At 70.2% G+C, this 17071-nt stretch carries 16 protein-coding genes; 7 read left to right on the forward strand and 9 right to left on the reverse strand.

Annotation, left to right across the window (positions count from 1 at the left end):
* The first annotated feature begins 121 nt into the window (after positions 1-121).
* The 4 genes from F6A08_RS12620 to F6A08_RS12635 all read left to right on the forward strand — a co-directional run bounded on the left by F6A08_RS12620 (position 122) and on the right by F6A08_RS12635 (position 2926).
* Positions 122-829, forward strand: a complete 708-nt coding sequence (locus F6A08_RS12620; protein WP_017202340.1) for an ATP synthase subunit B family protein — start codon at positions 122-124, stop codon at positions 827-829.
* Positions 807-1220 (forward strand): phage holin family protein, encoded by a 414-nt coding sequence (locus F6A08_RS12625; protein WP_017202341.1) that lies wholly within the window; start codon positions 807-809, stop codon positions 1218-1220. Before F6A08_RS12620 ends, F6A08_RS12625 begins: the two co-directional genes overlap by 23 nt.
* Positions 1217-1780, forward strand: coding sequence for a DUF3618 domain-containing protein (locus F6A08_RS12630; protein WP_017202342.1), 564 nt, complete (start codon positions 1217-1219; stop codon positions 1778-1780). The genes F6A08_RS12625 and F6A08_RS12630 overlap by 4 nt, the downstream gene beginning before the upstream one ends.
* 66 nt (positions 1781-1846) lie before the next feature.
* On the forward strand, positions 1847-2926 hold the full coding sequence (locus tag F6A08_RS12635) for a YihY/virulence factor BrkB family protein (RefSeq protein ID WP_151459590.1): 1080 nt from the start codon (positions 1847-1849) through the stop codon (positions 2924-2926).
* A gap of 8 nt (positions 2927-2934) precedes the next feature.
* Here F6A08_RS12635 and F6A08_RS12640 read toward each other — a convergent pair whose 3' ends face one another.
* The 5 genes from F6A08_RS12640 to F6A08_RS12660 form a co-directional block, all read right to left on the reverse strand.
* Complete coding sequence (locus tag F6A08_RS12640) at positions 2935-3651, reverse strand: TetR/AcrR family transcriptional regulator C-terminal domain-containing protein (protein ID WP_151459591.1); 717 nt, start codon at positions 3649-3651, stop codon at positions 2935-2937.
* A 99-nt stretch (positions 3652-3750) separates the two neighbouring features.
* A complete protein-coding gene (locus F6A08_RS12645; protein WP_151459592.1) occupies positions 3751-6084 on the reverse strand; it encodes a ComEC/Rec2 family competence protein in 2334 nt (777 codons plus the stop codon).
* 346 nt (positions 6085-6430) lie between these two features.
* The gene (locus F6A08_RS12650; protein WP_151459593.1) at positions 6431-7039 is read right to left on the reverse strand and encodes a ComEA family DNA-binding protein; all 609 of its coding nucleotides are present in this window, start codon (positions 7037-7039) and stop codon (positions 6431-6433) included.
* Between the two features lie 203 nt (positions 7040-7242).
* Positions 7243-9828 carry a leucine--tRNA ligase gene (gene leuS / locus F6A08_RS12655; RefSeq protein ID WP_192576760.1) on the reverse strand — a complete coding sequence of 862 codons (2586 nt, stop codon included), beginning with the start codon at positions 9826-9828 and terminating at the stop codon, positions 7243-7245.
* Between the two features lie 24 nt (positions 9829-9852).
* Positions 9853-11172 (reverse strand): anthranilate synthase component I family protein, encoded by a 1320-nt coding sequence (locus tag F6A08_RS12660; RefSeq protein WP_151459594.1) that lies wholly within the window; start codon positions 11170-11172, stop codon positions 9853-9855.
* A gap of 41 nt (positions 11173-11213) precedes the next feature.
* On the opposite strand from F6A08_RS12660, the gene F6A08_RS12665 reads away from it, so the two are divergent.
* From F6A08_RS12665 to F6A08_RS12675, 3 genes are read left to right on the forward strand one after another with little or no spacing between them, the layout of a single operon-like run.
* On the forward strand, positions 11214-11885 hold the full coding sequence (locus F6A08_RS12665) for a DedA family protein (RefSeq protein ID WP_017202349.1): 672 nt from the start codon (positions 11214-11216) through the stop codon (positions 11883-11885).
* Between the two features lie 4 nt (positions 11886-11889).
* Positions 11890-12915, forward strand: a complete 1026-nt coding sequence (locus F6A08_RS12670) for an App1 family protein (RefSeq protein ID WP_017202350.1) — start codon at positions 11890-11892, stop codon at positions 12913-12915.
* A 1-nt stretch (position 12916) separates the two neighbouring features.
* Positions 12917-13780 (forward strand): 3-methyladenine DNA glycosylase, encoded by an 864-nt coding sequence (locus tag F6A08_RS12675; protein WP_151459595.1) that lies wholly within the window; start codon positions 12917-12919, stop codon positions 13778-13780.
* A 3-nt stretch (positions 13781-13783) separates the two neighbouring features.
* Here the strand turns inward: F6A08_RS12675 and F6A08_RS12680 are convergent, their stop codons facing one another.
* Genes F6A08_RS12680 through F6A08_RS12695 form a run of 4 tightly spaced genes read right to left on the reverse strand, consistent with a single transcriptional unit; the run spans position 13784 to position 16990 of the window.
* Positions 13784-14968 (reverse strand): glycoside hydrolase family 3 N-terminal domain-containing protein, encoded by a 1185-nt coding sequence (locus F6A08_RS12680; protein ID WP_151459596.1) that lies wholly within the window; start codon positions 14966-14968, stop codon positions 13784-13786.
* A gap of 25 nt (positions 14969-14993) precedes the next feature.
* The gene (locus F6A08_RS12685) at positions 14994-15650 is read right to left on the reverse strand and encodes an SDR family oxidoreductase (RefSeq protein ID WP_151459597.1); all 657 of its coding nucleotides are present in this window, start codon (positions 15648-15650) and stop codon (positions 14994-14996) included.
* Between the two features lie 24 nt (positions 15651-15674).
* Positions 15675-16202, reverse strand: a complete 528-nt coding sequence (locus F6A08_RS12690) for a hypothetical protein (RefSeq protein ID WP_124895683.1) — start codon at positions 16200-16202, stop codon at positions 15675-15677.
* Entirely contained in the window at positions 16199-16990 is a 792-nt protein-coding gene (locus F6A08_RS12695) for a hypothetical protein (RefSeq protein WP_151459598.1), read from the reverse strand. The genes F6A08_RS12690 and F6A08_RS12695 overlap by 4 nt, the downstream gene beginning before the upstream one ends.
* Between the last annotated feature and the right edge of the window lie 81 nt (positions 16991-17071).

A 17071-nucleotide genomic window follows, 5' to 3' on the forward strand; every position in this document is an offset into this window, starting at 1 on the left:
CGCCGTCGTGATGTGCGTTTACACCGTAAGTCCATCCGGCGCAAGGGAGATGGCTGACGCCCACCCGAGGTCTAGACAGGGGAAACCGATCCCACCGATCGGTCCGCGAAAAGGAGCCCCGATGTCGGAAAACAAAGAGACGACCAGCCTGAACGGCTCGGACGTGCACTCCCCCGATTCCCCAGGCAAGGTCGATGCAGTGAAGCACGAAGCCGCTGACCTGAAGGACACGGCGGCGACGCAGGCGAAGGATGTCCTCGGCACAGCCAAGGACGAGGCCGCCACCGTCGTCGGCGAAGCGAAGACCCAGGCCAAAGATCTCTACGCGCAGACGCAGCGGGAGCTGAAGGAGCAGGCGAACACGCAGCAGCAGCGCGTCGCCGGCGGCCTGCGCTCCCTCAGCGACGAACTCGGATCGATGGCAGCGAACTCCTCCGGGAGCGGCATCGCCGGCGATCTGGTGCAGCAGGTCTCCGGTCGCCTGTCCTCCGCCGCCAGCTGGCTCGGAGACCGCGACCCGGGTTCGGTGCTGACCGAGGTCAAGCGCTACGCCCGTCGCAAGCCGGGAACCTTCATCCTGGCCGCAGCCGTCGTCGGCGTCGCCGTCGGCCGGCTCACGCGGGCACTCGCCTCGAACGCGTCGGACGACAAGGACGCCACGCCGGCCCCGGTGCCGCCGCCCGTGCAGGTGCAGCCCGACCCCGCAGTACCGGTCCCCGTCGGTACGACCACGGACGTCGGTGCCGGCACACCGCTGTACGACCAGACCGCGTCGACACGACCGGACATCGGCGGGGAGGACGGCTATGACCGACCCCACACCGTCTGAGCAGAAGGCGGCCTCGACGTCGCTCGGCGACCTTCTCGGGGAGGTGTCGAGAGACATCTCGACCCTGATGCGCCAGGAGGTCACGCTCGCCAAGGCGGAGCTGAAGGAATCCGCGACGAAGTCCGCGAAGGGAGCGGGCCTGATGGGCGCCGCAGGATACGGCGCGCTGATGGCCGTCTTCTTCCTGTCGGTGGCGCTGTGGTGGTGGCTCGGCACCCTGATCGGCGGCGGATGGGCGGCGGTGATCGTCGCGGTCCTGTGGGCGATCATCGCCGCGATCCTGTTCGTCGTCGGACGCGGCCAGTTCGCGCAGGTCGAAGGTGCTCCGCAGACCGTCGACACACTCAAAGAGATACCCGAAACGCTGAAAAGGAATGAGGAGAACCGATGAGCGATTCACCCGATGAGATCAGAGCCGACATCGAGCGGACCAGGGCGGACCTCGGCCTGGACGTCGACGCCCTGGCCGACAAGGTCTCCCCGTCGAAGATGGTCGACCGGCAGATGGGCAAGGTGCGTGGAGCGTTCCACTCCGTCCGCGAGCGTGTGATGGGCACCGCCGATGACACCGGCTCCGCCCTCTCGGACGCCGGATCCCACGTCGGAGACGTGAAGGACCGGGTCGTCGCCAAGGCAGAGGGCAATCCCCTCGCCGTCGGCCTGATCGCGTTCGGCGCCGGACTCCTCGTGGCATCGCTGATCCCCGCCTCCTCCAAGGAGAAGGATCTGGCGGCCACCGTGAAGGACCAGGCGCAGCCGCTCGTCGACGAGGTCACCGATGCGGCGAAGGAGGTGGGCGAGCACCTCAAGCAGCCCGTGCAGGACTCCTTCGCAGCCGTGAAGGAGTCCGCCCAGGATTCCGTCGCCGCCGTCTCCGACGAGGCGCAGACGGCCGCGGCAGAGGTCCGCGGCCAAGCGCAGGATGCCCGCGAGAACATCTCCGGGGCCTGACCCCGCCGGACAGGGAGGACCCGCCTCGCGGCGGGTCCTCCTCCTCTCCCACACGAAGGACCTGCCATGAGCAAGAGCGCCCCGTCCACCGATCGCCGCGCCCCGGACCCGGAAGAGGGACGCAAGCCCGACTCCCCCGACGATCTGCACAGACGCTCGTGGAAGTACGTCCTGCAGAAGACGATCCGCGAGTTCTCGTCCGACCAGTGCACCGACATCGCTGCGGCGCTGACCTACTACGCCGTGCTGTCGATCTTCCCCGGTCTGGTCGCGATATTCTCGCTCCTGGGCGTCTTCGGGCAGGGCAAAGCCGCGAGCGATGCCGTCCTCGACATCGTCGAGCAGGTCGCCCCGGGAGACACCGCAGACACGATCCGCGGACCCATCGAGCAGATGTCCACATCTCCGGCCGCGGGGTTCGCTCTGGTCTTCGGCATCCTGCTGGCGATCTGGTCCGCGTCCGGCTACGTCGGGGCTTTCAGCCGCGCGATGAACCGCATCTACGAGATCGACGAGGGCCGCCCGTTCTGGAAGCTGAAGCCGGCACAGCTGCTCGTCACGGTCATCACCATCGTGCTTCTCGTCGTCGCCGCCATCATCCTGATCGTCTCGGGACCCGTGACCGAGGCTCTGGGCGACGCGCTGGGAATCGGCGACGTGCCGCAGACCATCTGGTCGATCGCCAAGTGGCCGCTGCTCGCCTTCATCGTCGTGCTGATCGTGGCGATCTTGTACTACGCGACTCCGAATGCGAAGCAGCCGAAGTTCCGGTGGATCAGCATCGGCGCCCTGCTGGCCATCGTCGTGCTCGGCCTCGCCACGCTGGCGTTCGGGTTCTACGTCGCGAACTTCTCGAACTACGACCGCACCTACGGCTCTCTGGCCGGGATCATCATCTTCCTGCTCTGGCTCTGGATCGCCAACCTCGCGCTGCTGTTCGGCGCCGAGTTCGATGCCGAGCTCGAGCGGGGGCGCCAGCTCCAGGCGGGCATCGCCGCCGAGGAGGACATCCAGCTGCCTCCGCGCGACACCCGCAAGAGCGACAAGGTCGCGCGGAAGGAGCGGAAGGACATCGAGGAGGGACGCCGCCTCCGCCAGCAGTCAGCGGCTGACGACGACTCTGCGGAGAAGGATGCCAGGCACTGACCGGCCCATCACTGGGTGAGTTCGCCATCGAGGCGGTCGAGGAGCGCTTCGAGGGAGGCTTCGAACTCCTCGTCGCTGCGGTCCTCGCTGAGCAGCGCACGCAGACGCGCCACCTGCGGGGCGTCCTCGAGCCCCTCGCGGCCGTCATGCTCCGGGATGTCCGCCCCGCCTTCGTCGAGGGGCTCCGAAGCCGGAGCCGTCTCCGCGCCCCGCGTCGCCGATTCGAGAAGGAGCTGTCCGAGGAGGAAGCTGCTGAACGAGCGGTAGGCGCCGACGGCCTGCTCGTCGCTGAACCCCCGTTCGAGCAGGGCGCTCAGGAAGGTGTCGACCACCTCGACGCTGCGAAGCGGCGGACGCAGCCACGGGGCTGACGGGTGTCGGGTGGCCACCAGCGGGAACGCCCGCGGATGCTCGATGGCGATGCGCCGGACGTGGTGGGCCACGCTCTGCAGGAACCCCTGCCAATGCTCGGCGACCTCATCGTCGAGACGTGCCGTCAGGTCTCCCATCAGGAGAGCCACGACCGCCTCGAGAAGATCCTCCCGTCCGTGGACGTAGCGGTACAGCGACATCGCCTCGACATCGAGCTCCTGCGCCAGCGAACGCATCGACAGACCCTGCGTGCCGACCCTGTCGATCCTCGCGAGAGCCGTCTCGACGATGGGCTCCCGGCTGAGCCCGCGCCCTGCACGCGCGCCCGCCTTGCTCTGCGATGCTTCCGCCATCTCTTCCGGCTCCTGTCTCCGCGTGCGTCCGGCGTCGATCGCTCGCGCCGGCACTGGATGGAACCAGGTTACTCAGCGGAGAGCGCGGACTTGCCCGTTTCACGGGCCGACCTTCTCCGTCCAGACACGCAACTCGCCATCGCGGAGACCGAGCAGGATGCGCCCGCGCTCGTCGGTACGCAACACCCTCGCGCCGCTCGCGGCCAGCAGCTCCAGCGTTTCGGCGCGCGGGTGCCCGTAGTCGTTGTCGGCCCCGACGCTGAAGAGAGCGGCTCGCGTCGCGAGCGCCTGATACAGATCGGGATCCTGATCCGCGCTGCCGTGATGCGCCACCTTCACCACGTCGTATCGTCCGAGCCTCGCGGCGCGCAGAAGGACTCGCTGGGGCGCCGCGGAGAGGTCGCCGAGGTAGATCGACCGCGGCACCCCTCCGCCGTCGAACTCCATGACCACGCTCGCGTCGTTGCCGCTGGGGAACGCCGGCGACGGCCGACGCGGCCACAGCACCCGCCATCTCGCCTGCCCCAGGACTCCGGTCTTGCCCGTCGACGCCTCATCCACCCGCGCTCCTCCGTCGGCGAGGTCGCGGAGGAGTCGACGCTCCGTCTCCTCCGCAGTGGGGCCGTGGAGGACGGCGCCCACCCGTCCGCGCACGGCTGCCGTGCCGCCGACATGGTCCAGGTCGAAATGGGTCAACACGAGCAGATCGACATGGGCGACGCCGAGCGAGCGCAGGCACGCGGAGAGCGGCTCCGGCGCGGGACCCGTGTCGATCAACGCCACGGCGTCCCCGGACCGGACGAGCACGGCGTCGCCCTGCCCCACGTCGCACGCCGCGATCGACCAGCCTTCCGGCGCCGCCAGCGTGGCCAGCGGGCCGTCGAGGAGGATCCGAGCCCCTCCGAGCGACAACGCGAGCACGAGGACGGTCGCCGCGCCGCCGCGGAGGAGCGCGAGAACGCGAACGGCCGAGCACCGTCCCGGTACCGCGGCGGGACGGATGAGCACGAGCACGATCGCGCCGCTCACCGCCGCGACGAGCACAGCGCTCGTCATGCCTGCCGGGAGGAGCAGCTGACCGTGAGGCAGGTCGGCCGCGGTGGTGGCGGTCGTCGCGATCCAGGCGGCGGGAAGCCAGGCCGACGCCGAGAGGAGGTCTGCAACTCCGGGTACGGGCGCGGCAAGACAGGCGATCAAGCCGATCACGGTGGCGATCGGAGCGGCAGGAGCCGCGACCAGGTTCGCGGCGACTCCGACCAGGGACTGCTGCTCCGCGAACAGGGCGATGATCGGTCCGCAGGCCAGCTGTGCGGCGAGCGGGACCGCCACGGCCAGCGCGACGGGCTGCGGCAGGAACCTGCCGAGACCGACGGCCAGCAGAGGAGCGAGCAGGATGAGGGCCCCGGAGGCGGCGACGGAGAGCGCGAACCCGGGTGTCGCGGCCAGCCACGGATCCGCCAGGAGGATTCCGACGGCGCACAGGGCCAACAGCCCCGCCCCCGCGCTCGGTCGCCCCAACAGCACCGTGAGCATGCCCACCGCCGCCATGACGGCGGCACGGATCACGCTCGGCTCCGGCGTGACCAGCACCACGAATCCTGCGAGGCCGAGGAGGGCGAGGACCACGCGCGCCGCCCGACCGCCGCCGCACAGCGCCGTCAGCCAGAAGATCGCCCCCACGACGATCGCACAGTTCGCGCCGGACACCGCGGTGAGGTGGCTCAGCCCGCTCGACCGCATGTCGTCGTTCAGTGCGTCCGACACCGCCTGCGTGTCTCCCACGGCGAGCCCCGGAAGGAGGCTGGCGCCGGGCTCAGGAAGGCGCTGTACCCGCTGCACGAAGGAATGCCGCAAGCCCGCGGCGATGGCGAAGACTCCCTCTGTCCCGCGCATGACCTGGGCCTCGGTCGCGTACACCACGAGTACGGCCCGCTCCCCTGGATCCGTCGCCTCGGCTTCACCGATCACCCGCAGCCGAGCGCCGGGATCGACCCCGTCGGACTCTGCCACGCCGATCCGCACCAGGACCGACACCGCCGAAACCTCTCCAGGCGCTCCCAGGCCGATCGTCTGCGCATCCACCCACAGCCGCCCGTCGCGTCCCGGCGACGCCGACGACGTCACCTCCGCCTGCAGCTCCACGACCCGCCCGTCCCCCGCGGCGGCCCGTTCTCGAGATGGCGTCGCCGACGCCACCGACAGTGCGACACCGGCCATCACCACGCAGACGACCACCGCGAGGCCGTGCCGCCCCCGGCATTCCCGCGAGTGACGCGCTCGACCGAACAGCGCGACGATGACCGCGCCGGCGAGACTTCCCCCCACCAGGGGCCACGAGGCGCTCGGCCAGAACACCCCGATGAGCGCCGCAGCCCACCCCCCGAGAGCGGGCAGCACCAGACGGAGGTCGCGAGGTCTCCCGGCACGGTGCATGCCAGAAACCGTAGGGTCCGCCGCACCCCGTCGCCGCCCACCGGAACGCTGTCGGCGGACAACCGACGCCCCTCACCTGTTGTGCAGAAGGAGCAGTTGAGACCAGATCCCGACATCACCGCCACAAGCCGGGACGAGCGGCATGTCCACGATGAACGGTCAGCAGGTTCGCCGTCCTGCATCCGCGCGGAACACCGCGGAGCGGAGGATCGTCCCCCGGCACGCCCTACGACGGCACTCCGCTCGCCGATGCCCGGACCGAACACGTGGTCCGGAAAGCGATCAGGTCATTGGACCAGGAGGACCCGGACACGGAGGAGGCGTTCCGCGCCGCCGCGAGAACACCTCACACACGCACCCCGTCGCGCAGCCCGGCGAGCAGCTTCTCGCCTATGCCGGGGACGGCGAGCAGATCGTCCACCGAGCGGAAACGGCCGTTCTCCTCGCGCCAGGCGATGATCCGCTCCGCCAGCGCTGGTCCGATGCGGGGCAGCGACTCGAGGGCGGCCTGGTCAGCCGTGTTCAGATCGATCCGCTCGTCGCCGGGCGCCGCCCCCCCTGGCGCACCCGACGCCTCCGGAGCCGCCCCGATCACGGGCACGACGATCTGCTCCCCGTCTTCCAGCAGGCGGGCGAGGTTCACGGCGGCCAGATCGGCCTCCTCCGTCGTCCCGCCCGCGGCCGCGACCGCATCGACGAGACGCGCATCCCTATGGAGCACGTAGAGCCCGGGTCGTGCGACCGCTCCGAGCACGTGCACGTAGAGCTCTCCGGAGGGCGCGGCGGTGCTCCCGTCGGCGTCCGTCACCGCAATGGTGTCGACCGGTTCTTCCGGACCTCGTAGGATCCCGATCCCGACCGCCGCGGACAGGACGACCAGGGCCAGCACCACGGCCGCGCCGATGCCGAGACGCAGACGACGCCGCGGTGGGGGCGGTGTCGGCGCGGAAGTCATCGGGCCACGCTAGCGGCGCTGCGAGGGCGCACTCCTCTCGCGGCTCGATGCCCGTGCACAACTCCGCGCGATCCGCGCATGTGGAGAACCCGACTGCTCCTGGTCATCGCTGGCGCAGCGAGGCGTGCACTGCGGCAGGCCCGGTCCACCGGCCCGCGGATGTGAGCCCGTCTGTCGCAGCAGTCCGCCACGACAGACGGGATTCAGCCCTTGACGACGATGCTGACGATCTTGGGCGCGCGCACGACGACCTTGACGATCTCCCGGTCGCCGATGGACCGGATCACGCGCTCGTCCGCGCGCGCCAGCGCCTCGAGCTCCGACTCCCCGATCCGCGCGGGGACCTCCAGCTGCGCGCGGACCTTGCCGCCCACCTGCACGACAGCCGTGACCGTGTCCTCGACCAGCAGCGCCGGATCCGCGGAGCGCCAGGTCACCAGGCCGACGGAGGGCTCATGACCGAGAAGCTCCCACATCTCCTCCGCGGTGTGCGGGGCGATCAGGTCGAGCATCACGGCGATCGTCTCCGCGGCTTCGCGCACGGCGGGGTCGCCCGCTCCGCGAGGGCCGTCGATCGTCTTGCGCGTGATGTTCACGAGCTCCATCAGGCGGGCGACCAGCACGTTGAACTTCGTCTGCTCGACCAGCGCCGGCGCCTCGGCCAGCAGCTTGTGGGTCGCACGCCGCAGCGCCGCATCGCCGCCGTCGAACACCACGTCGACGGGGCTGGAGACCTCATGGGCGATCCGCAGCGCGCGCGAGAGGAACTTCTGCGCACCCGTGGTCGACACGTCGGCCCAGTCCTTGTCATCCTCCACGGGACCGGCGAACGCCAGGCCGACACGCAGCGCGTCGGCACCGTGCGCGTCGAGCTCCTCCTGGAAGAGCACCAGGTTGCCCTTGCTCTTGGACATCTTCTGCCCGTCGAGCAGCACCATGCCCTGGTTGATCAGGTTCGAGAACGGCTCCGTGAAGTCGATCAGCCCCATGTCGAACAGGACCTTGGTGATGAACCGTGCGTACAACAGGTGCAGGATCGCGTGCTCGACGCCGCCGATGTACGAGTCCACCGGGGCCCAGCGATCGGCCTGCGCCGGGTCGAACGCCACGGTGTCGCTGTTCGGCGACAGGAACCGCAGGAAGTACCAGGAGCTGTCCACGAACGTGTCCATCGTGTCGGGGTCGCGCAGCACGGGATCACCGGTCTCGGGGTCGACCGTGCGCACCCAGCTCTCCGCTCCACCCAGCGGCGACGTGCCCTTGGGCTTGAGGTCGAGCCCCTCGACGCTCGGCAGCTTCACCGGCAGCTTGTCCTCCGGGACGGGGATGATCCGCCCGTCCTCCGCGTGCAGCATCGGGATCGGAGTGCCCCAGAAGCGCTGACGCGAGATCAGCCAGTCGCGCAGACGGTAGTTCTTCGCGGCGCGCCCCGTTCCGGAAGCCTCCAGCTGCTCGATCGCGCGAGCGATCGCGTTGCGCTTGGACAGCCCGTTCAGCGCGCCGGAGTTGATCATGCGCCCCTCACCCGTGAGGGCGACGCCCGTGGACGCCGGGTTCTGCTCGTCGAGTGCGGCGCCGGTGTCGATCGGCACGCCTTCTTCGTCGACCTCGATCACCGGCATCGCGCCCGTGACGGGGGCGGTCGTGTCGACGACGACCTTGACCGGCAGGTCGAACGCGCGGGCGAAGTCCAGGTCGCGCTGGTCGTGTGCCGGGACGGCCATGACGGCGCCGTGCCCGTAGTCGGCCAGCACGTAGTCCGCAGCCCACACCGGCAGCTTCTCGCCGTTGACCGGATTGATGGCGTAGCGCTCCAGGAAGACACCGGTCTTCGGGCGGTCCGTGGACTGCCGGTCGATGTCCGACTCCTTCTGCACCTGCTCCAGGTAGTCCTGGAAGCGCTGGCGCACCTCGGCCGGCGCCTCAGCCGCCAGCTCGGCGGCCAGATCGGAGTCGGGCGCCACGACGAAGAACGTCGCTCCGTGCAGCGTGTCGGGACGCGTGGAGAACACGGTCACCGGCTCGTCGCGACCCTCGATGCGGAAGTCCACATCGGCGCCGATCGAACGGCCGATCCAGTTGCGCTGCATCTGCAGCACCTTGTGCGGCCAGAAGCCCTCCAGCTGGTTCAGGTCGTCCAGCAGACGGTCCGCGTAGTCGGTGATGCGGAAGTACCACTGGGTCAGCTTCTTCTTCACGACCTCGTAGCCGCAGCGCTCGCAGCGCCCGTCGACGACCTGCTCGTTCGCCAGCACGGTCTGGTCGTTCGGGCACCAGTTGACGGGGCTCTTCTTGCGGTAGGCCAGGCCACGCTCGTACATCTTCAGGAACAGCCACTGGTTCCAGCGGTAGTACTCGGGGTCGGACGTGTGCAGCACGCGGCTCCAGTCGAACGAGACGCCGTACGCCTCGAAGCCGACCTTCTGCTGCGCGATGTTCTGATACGTCCACTCGCGGGGGTCGGCGCCCTGACGGATCGCCGCGTTCTCGGCCGGCAGACCGAACGAGTCCCAGCCGATCGGGTTCAGCACGTTGTGCCCGCGATGACGCCAGAACCGCGCCACGATGTCGGAGTACAGGTAGTTCTCCGCGTGCCCCATGTGCAGATCACCCGACGGATACGGGAACATCGCCAGCACGTAGCGGCGCGGCCGCGTGTCTTCGTCGCCTCCGGTGAGGAACGTGCCGTTGTCCGCCCAGTACTTCTGCCACTTCTTCTGGATGGCGTGCGCCGACGGGGTCTCCTCGTCGGAGGGAGCGGTGGACAGGTTCTCAGACAACGAACGCACGACCAATCTGTGGAAAAAGCGGGATCAGTTCAGGATATCGGAACCCCAGGGCACCGGCAGTTCGGCGCCGAGCGCGGCCAGCGGGGCCTTCGCCTTGGTGGCGACCTCCGCCACCTCCGCCGCCGCGACCGAGCCCCACGTGATGCCGCCGCCGGCTCCGACCGCGGCGCCCGCCTCGTCGATCAGGATGCTGCGGATCACCATCGCGAGATCGACCGCCCCGTCCACGCCGATGTATCCGAAGCACCCCGCATAGACGCCGCGCGGGCCGCCTTCGAGTTCGTGCAGCCGCGTCATCGCGGAGAGCTTCGGGGCGCCGGTCATGCTTCCGGCGGGGAACGTGGCCGCCAGCAGCGCCCCGACCGTCGTGCCCGGAGCAGCAGCTCCGCTCACCGTGCTCACGAGCTGGTGCACGGCGGGATAGCTCTCGACCGTCCAGAGGCCGTCCACCCGGATGCTCCCCGGCACGCACACGCGGGAGAGGTCGTTGCGCATCAGGTCGACGATCATGACGTTCTCCGCGCGCTCCTTGCGGTCGGCGGCGAGCTCTGCGGCGAGCTCGGCATCCTGCACGGGGTCGGTGCTGCGGGGGCGCGTGCCCTTGATCGGGCGGGTGCGGATGACGCCGCCCCGGACGTGGAGGAACTGCTCGGGGCTCGCGCTCAGCAGCGAGCGTCCGCCGATCCGCACGAATCCGCCGTGGTGCGAGGGGGTCGCGGATCGGAGGCGGCGGTACACCTGCGCGGCATCGTGCGAACCGGCGACGGTGAACCGGGTCGTCAGGCAGAGCTGATAGGCGATGCCGGCCCTGATGAGTTCGCGGCAGCGCTCGATGAGCACGGCGTACTCTCCCGGGTCGTGCCTGGCCTCCGCGGGCAGCCGAGCGGACGTCGGGCGCTCGGCGTCTTCGGGCTGCGGCTGCCGGCTCCACTCCTCGACGTCCGCGGTCCACGTCCCTTCGTCGTCGGTGCCGTTCAGCGCCCATGCGCGACCGGATGCGTGGTCGAACGCGACGGCGGACGTGACGCGCAGCCACGACAGCGCCGACGCCGGGTCGTCGCTCCTCGTCGGGGCGCCGGCAGCGGCGGCGCCGCTCTCGTAGTCCCGCCACCCGACCCAGCCGCCTCGGAACGGCGGCAGCGCGGAGTCGTCATCAGCGGCGGCGAGGTCGACGTCCTCCGGCAGCGCGGAAGGGACCCCCGTTCCGACGAAGCTCCAGCCCTCGGTCGCATCCGCGCCGGCGTCGAGCCAGAAGACGTCCGCGGCGCGCTGTTCGAGCGTCCGGAACACCTCGGCTGGCCGCACCCGCGAGCGCAGCGGACGGGCGGTCAGACGTTCGGGCACCTTGCCAGCCTACGACCGGCGTGCTCCCGTATCCTCATGGGGTGGATGACCTCCTGCTCTGGCTCCTCGACGCGGTGCAGTCGATCGACCCGATCACCCGCACCCTGGTCGCTGGTCTCGCCGTGCTGCTGGAGACCAGCATCCTCATCGGCCTCATCGTGCCGGGCGACACCATCGTCATCATCGCGTCGATGGGCGTGGCCACCCCGTGGGAGGGCATCGCGATGGGCGTCGCGGTCGTCGTCGGCGCCCTGATCGGCGAGAGCATCGGCTTCTGGCTCGGCCGCTGGCTGGGTCCGCACATCCGGGCATCGTGGCTCGGACGCCGGATCGGCGAGCACAACTGGGTCCGCGCCGAGAACTACCTCGCCCGCCGCGGAGGCATCGCGATCTTCCTCTCGCGCTTCCTCCCCGTGCTGCATTCGCTGGTCCCGCTCACCGTGGGGATGAGCGAATACCCGTACCGGCGCTTCCTGGCCTGGACCGCTCCGGCCTGCATCATCTGGGCCACCGCGTATGTGAGCGTGACCTCGCTCGCGGCGGGGAGCTTCCGCGACCTGGTCGACCGCGTGCACTTCGCCGGGTACATCTTCGTCGGCGTGATCGCCCTGTTCCTGCTGCTGGCCTACCTCGGCAAGAAGCTGCTGCAGCGTCTCGAGGCGCGGCACCTGGAAGCACCGGAGGCGGAGGCGGACGCCGACGTGAAAGACTGAGCCAATGGCATCCGCTCCCCCGGCCCCCCGGATCCACTGGTTCGCCCGACTCGAACATCGCCTCCATGTCTGGCGTGAGGGTCGAGCGCGCCGTCGCGGCCGTGTCGCCACCATCCTCCCGTTCCCCGGCTACGGCGGACCCGGCTGGGTGCGCGTCGTCGGACGCGTGCTCATCGTGCCTCCGCAACGTCGCACGCGAGACGGCGAACCGGCGAGTGTACGCGGATGGCGCAGCTTCGTCGGGATCCCGGTCGGGTTCGCATCGGTCACGGTGCACATGGGTGACACGACGCATCAGGTCGTCGCCGACCGCGGCGGCGTCGTGGACGCGATGATCAAGGTCGACCTCGAACCGGGCTGGCAGACGTTCCAGATCTCCGTCGAGGGACAGGAACCGGTGGAGGCCCGGGCGTTCATCGTCGCGGCGGAGACCCGTTTCGGGGTCGTGTCCGACGTCGACGACACCGTGATGGTGACGGCTCTTCCGCGTCCGTTCATCGCGTTCTGGAACTCCTTCGTCCTCGACGAGCATGCGCGCATCCCGGTCCCCGGCATGGCTGTGCTGCTCGACCAGCTGCTGCGTCAGCACCCCGGCGCCCCGATGGTCTACCTGTCGACCGGGGCATGGAACGTCGCGCCCACGCTGTGGCGCTTCCTCGGCCGTCACCTCTTCCCCGCAGGCTCCATGCTCCTGACCGACTGGGGGCCCACTCATGAGCGCTGGTTCCGCAGCGGCCGTGAGCACAAGCTGACCAACCTCCGCCGCCTGGCGACCGAGTTCCCCGACGTGAAGTGGCTCCTCATCGGCGACGACGGTCAGCACGACGAGGCGATCTACAGCCAGTTCCTCGAGGAGTACCCGGATTCCGTGGCCGGAGTGGCGATCCGTCGCCTGCTTCCCGCCGAGGCGGTCCTCGCCGGTGGTCGCGCCGAGCACGAACCGCACGCCGACGACGCCGCCCCCTGGGTCAGCGCCGAGGACGGCGCAGGACTCCGCGACCAGCTCGGCGACGTCGGCATCCTGCACTGACATGCGCATCACCCGTCCGGACTGGATCGCCCGCGAGAAGGCGCATCAGGAGCGCGCCGATGCGCTCACGGCCGACCATCGGGATCGAGCGTCCCGTTCCGAGAAGCACCCGGTGTGGGACTTCCTGTTCACGTACTACTCCTACAAACCAGCGCAGCTCCGACGCTGGCACCCGGGAGCAGGGATCGAACTCGCGGACGCCGTCGAGCGCCTGGACTGGCGCTGGTACTCCCCCGGTCGCAGCGACGACGGCGCGGTCCCCGACGCGGCAGCGTTCGCCGCCGACAAGCCCGAGCTGGCCGCCCTCGTCGAGCGTATGCTGCGGCGCACCGCCTCCCGCCCCGGCCAGTTCGGCTGCTTCGGGCTGCATGAATGGGCGATGGTCTACCGCGCGGAGGAGCATCGGCATGCCGTCCCCCTCCGGCTGGGACGAGCCGGCACGGACGCGGTGGTCGAGAGCCACGATCTGCGCTGCACGCACTTCGACGCCTTCCGCTTCTTCACCCCCGACGCCGTCCCGCGCAATCGCACGATGCTCACGCGGGAGGAGCAGCCGCTGTTCGAACAGCCCGGCTGCCTGCACGCGGGCATGGATCTGTACAAGTGGGCGACGAAGCTCGGCCCCCTGATCCCCGGCGAGCTGCTGCTCGACACGTTCGAGCTGGCTCGCGACATCCGGCTGCTCGACATGCAGGCGGCGCCGTACGACCTGTCGGCGTGGGAGATCACGCCCGTGCCCATCGAGACCGCCGAGGGCAAGGCGGAGTACGTCCGACGTCAGCGCGTATTCGCGGACCGCGGCGCGGCGCTGCGGACGGCACTGCTCAGCGCCTGGCTGGGCGAGAGCGCCAGAAGCGCGGCCTGAGGATCAGTGCGCCGGCTCGCAGTCGGCGCACACCGACCACCGCGCGGCCGCAGCGCTCAGCTGCAGCCGCAACGTGACGACGCGGACCGCCGCCTCCTCCAGACGGTCCGCGGGAAGCGTGCCTGCTTCGACCGCGGCGGCGATCCCCGCCGCCATCCGCGAAGCCGTCCCGGCATCGGATCCCGCGACCATCAGGACCAGGTCGTTTCCTGCGGCCACCGCGGCGATGCCGTTGGCGACCGGATCGGCGTACGCGGGATCGCCCGATGACAGCAGCATCCCGAGGTCGTCCGTGACGGCGACGCCCTCGAAGCCCAGTTCCTCCCTGGCGATCCGATGCCATTCGGGCGACAGGGAAGCCGGGAGCGGATCGACCGCCGTAAACGCCAGATGGCCGTACATCAGCAGAGAGGCCCCGGCGTCGATTCCCGCCGCGAACGGCACAGCGTCCGAACGTCGCCAGTCGTCGAGCGCCAGAGGGGTGCTCGGGATCGCGTGATGCGAGTCTCCCGCAGCGGCGCCGTGGCCGGGGAAGTGCTTCAGCGTCGAGGCGACGAACGGCTCCTGGGCCTCGGTGGCTGCCGCGACGCGCTCGGCGGCGGCGGCAGGATCGGTGCCCAGCGCGCGGCCGTGGATGAAGGAGGCGGGATCGTCGGTCACGTCCGCGACGGTGCCGAAGTTCACCGTGATGCCCGCGCGGGCCACCAGCGACCCGCGTGCCGCGAACGCTGCGCTGGTGTCGGCGACCGGCCGCTCCTTCAGCGAGGTGGACGCCGGGTAGTCGTCGCCCGCCAACCGCGACACGATCCCGCCCTCCTGGTCCACCGCGATCAGGGGCGGGAGCGCGGGGTCGACGGTGAGCGCAGCCGTGAGAGCCTGCAGCTCGGGCTCCGTCGCGGGGATGTTGGGCCCCATCAGGATGAACCCGCCGATGCCCGACTGCATGTACGACCGGAGGACCGCGGGATCGGTGCTCGCGACATGACCCATCACGATGGTCGAGGCCCGCTCCGCCACGCTCATCTCTCCGACGAGAGACGCCGCGCGGTCGGCGAGGGCACGCGGCGGAGCGCTCGCGGCGGCGGCGCTCGCGGGCACCGGCTCACGGACCGCCGCCGTGGCCCCTGGCCCCGCGCAGAGGCCGCAGAGGAGAGCGACCAGCGCACCCGCAGCCCACGGATACCTCATGCCGCTCCCCTGCCGCGATGCATCGTCAGCAGGCGAGAGCCTGCTCGATCGGTACCGCCGACTCCGCGTCGCCGTTGCCGAAGCGGATGGTCCGCCCGATCGTGCACGGCTCCTGAAGGGAAGCGGCGATCACGGCGGCCACGTCGGCGCGGGAGACGGCGCCGCTGCCCTCAGGGTCGATCCGGATGCGACCGGTCGGCTCGTCGAAGGTGAGGGTGCCGGGAGCGAGGATCGTGCCTTCGAGACCCGAGCCGCGCAGGTGCTCGTCCGCAGCCCACTTCGCGTCCGCATACGGGAAGAAGGAGTCGTCCTCCGGCACGCCGTGATCCGCAGTGGAGCCGAGCCAGGACACCATCACGTATCGGCGGACGCCGGCGCGCTCCGACGCATCCATGGAACGCTGGGCGGCGTCGCGATCGACCGCATAGGTGCGCTCCGGCGAGCCTCCTCCGGCGCCGGCCGACCAGACCACGGCGTCGTGACCGCGGATGAGCTCCGCCAGCTCGTCGACGTCGAGACCCTCGACATCGGCGACCAGCGCGCGAGCACCCGTGGCCGCGACGTCGGCGGTGTGCTCCGGATTGCGGATGACACCGGTCACCTCGTCTCCGCGGGCGGTGAGGAGAGGGGCGAGGAGCAGGGCGATGCGGCCGTGGCCGCCGAAGACGAGGATACGGGACATACCTTCACCCTACGCTCCGGCCCGTCAGCGCGGGGTCTGCTCGCTGTCGATCACGAACGCCTGCGGGTGCGAGGGCAGGTAGCGGACCACGACGGGCTCCCCGCCCGGGAAGTAGGCATCCCGATCGGGGTAGACGGCGGGTGTGAAGAAGTTGCTCTCGAGCGTGTACTCGACCCCCTCGGCGGTCGTGAAGGTCACCCAGTCGCCGTCGACCGTCGCCGTCGTCGGGCGACCGTTGTCGTAGATGTACGCGCGCGTGACGGGAACCCCGGTCAGGCTGAGGATGCCGATCACGAGCGAGCCCAGCATCGCGAACGCCAGGATGCGGAACACGATGCGCACGACCGCGCTACCCACCTGTCCCCGCGGTCGTCCCTCGCCGGAGAGCAGCCCTTCGCGTTCGCGGATGCTGCGCAGCGCACCGCCGGGCGCGGCGGTCTTGGCCGATGCGGCGAACAACCCGAGGATGGAGAACCCCGCGATGAAGACCATGGCATAACCGTGCGCCGCGGGGAAGTTCACCAGCCACATGAGCGTGTCCAGCGCGTTCATCGGCCGTCCTCCTTCTCGATGGTCACGGCGACCGTCTGCGGGTCCTCCCGTCGATAGAACGCCCACACCGGCGCACCGACCTGGAGGTGCGGCACGGCCTGCGGGTACACGAACACCGTGGTCTCGGCCTCCCAGGTCGGCACCCCGTCCGGTGCCATCAGCACGCGCAGCTGCAGCTCGCTCTGTCCCTCACGACGCCGACCGGTCGGCCGCACCTCGAGCACGGATGCGGGCACCTGCGTGCCGGAGGTGCGCGCCCGCACCTGGCCCGGTGGGATCAGACCGTGGTCGATCCGCCATTGCAGCATCGCCTCCCGGACCGACGGATCGCTGAGGTCAGCCAGCTCCACGGTGTCCCGATCGCTGAGGCTGTACCGCACGGGAACGGGAACCCCGACCTGCAGGCTCGCCAGGTCCGAGGCGTCCACGAGCATCCGCAGCTGACCGATGAACTCGTCGGCGCCGGTGGGACTCACCCGGATGTACAGGTCGTACTGCGGGACGTCGTTGACCGTCAGGCCGGTTCGGGAGAGCTCGACGATGGTTCCCACCCCGATCTGGGCTTCCCCGCGGACGCGCTTCCGGCGGCCGAGACCCGTCGTCATCCCGCCGAAGGTCAGCAGCAGCCCCCAGGCGACGCCGATGAGGATCGGGGCGCCGAGCGTGTCGTCTCCCGCGAACGGCAGCACCGATTCGCGCTGATCCACCCCGAACAGTCCTTCTCCGACCCAGATGAGCAGCCAAGCCGACAGCAGCAGCCAGACGACGGTGAAGACGATGCGCAGCATGCTCCCCAGCGTATCGAGAACACGTCGATCGTCCCGCACCCCTACAATCGGGCTACGACGCCGACCCGCAGCGGTGTCCCT

The organism is Microbacterium algeriense, from assembly GCF_008868005.1.
Lineage (GTDB): Bacteria > Actinomycetota > Actinomycetes > Actinomycetales > Microbacteriaceae > Microbacterium > Microbacterium algeriense.

Excerpts from the sequence above, each read along its gene's own strand:
- F6A08_RS12645 (WP_151459592.1), bottom strand. The coding sequence starts at position 6,084 with ATGCACCGTGCCGGGAGACCTCGCGACCTCCGTCTGGTGCTGCCCGCT.
- F6A08_RS12620 (WP_017202340.1), top strand. The coding sequence starts at position 122 with ATGTCGGAAAACAAAGAGACGACCAGCCTGAACGGCTCGGACGTGCAC.
- F6A08_RS12690 (WP_124895683.1), bottom strand. The coding sequence starts at position 16,202 with ATGAACGCGCTGGACACGCTCATGTGGCTGGTGAACTTCCCCGCGGCG.
- F6A08_RS12675 (WP_151459595.1), top strand. The coding sequence starts at position 12,917 with ATGCGCATCACCCGTCCGGACTGGATCGCCCGCGAGAAGGCGCATCAG.
- F6A08_RS12625 (WP_017202341.1), top strand. The coding sequence starts at position 807 with ATGACCGACCCCACACCGTCTGAGCAGAAGGCGGCCTCGACGTCGCTC.
- F6A08_RS12635 (WP_151459590.1), top strand. The coding sequence starts at position 1,847 with ATGAGCAAGAGCGCCCCGTCCACCGATCGCCGCGCCCCGGACCCGGAA.
- F6A08_RS12650 (WP_151459593.1), bottom strand. The coding sequence starts at position 7,039 with ATGACTTCCGCGCCGACACCGCCCCCACCGCGGCGTCGTCTGCGTCTC.
- F6A08_RS12680 (WP_151459596.1), bottom strand. The coding sequence starts at position 14,968 with ATGAGGTATCCGTGGGCTGCGGGTGCGCTGGTCGCTCTCCTCTGCGGC.
- F6A08_RS12670 (WP_017202350.1), top strand. The coding sequence starts at position 11,890 with ATGGCATCCGCTCCCCCGGCCCCCCGGATCCACTGGTTCGCCCGACTC.
- F6A08_RS12630 (WP_017202342.1), top strand. The coding sequence starts at position 1,217 with ATGAGCGATTCACCCGATGAGATCAGAGCCGACATCGAGCGGACCAGG.
- F6A08_RS12695 (WP_151459598.1), bottom strand. The coding sequence starts at position 16,990 with ATGCTGCGCATCGTCTTCACCGTCGTCTGGCTGCTGCTGTCGGCTTGG.
- F6A08_RS12640 (WP_151459591.1), bottom strand. The coding sequence starts at position 3,651 with ATGGCGGAAGCATCGCAGAGCAAGGCGGGCGCGCGTGCAGGGCGCGGG.
- F6A08_RS12685 (WP_151459597.1), bottom strand. The coding sequence starts at position 15,650 with ATGTCCCGTATCCTCGTCTTCGGCGGCCACGGCCGCATCGCCCTGCTC.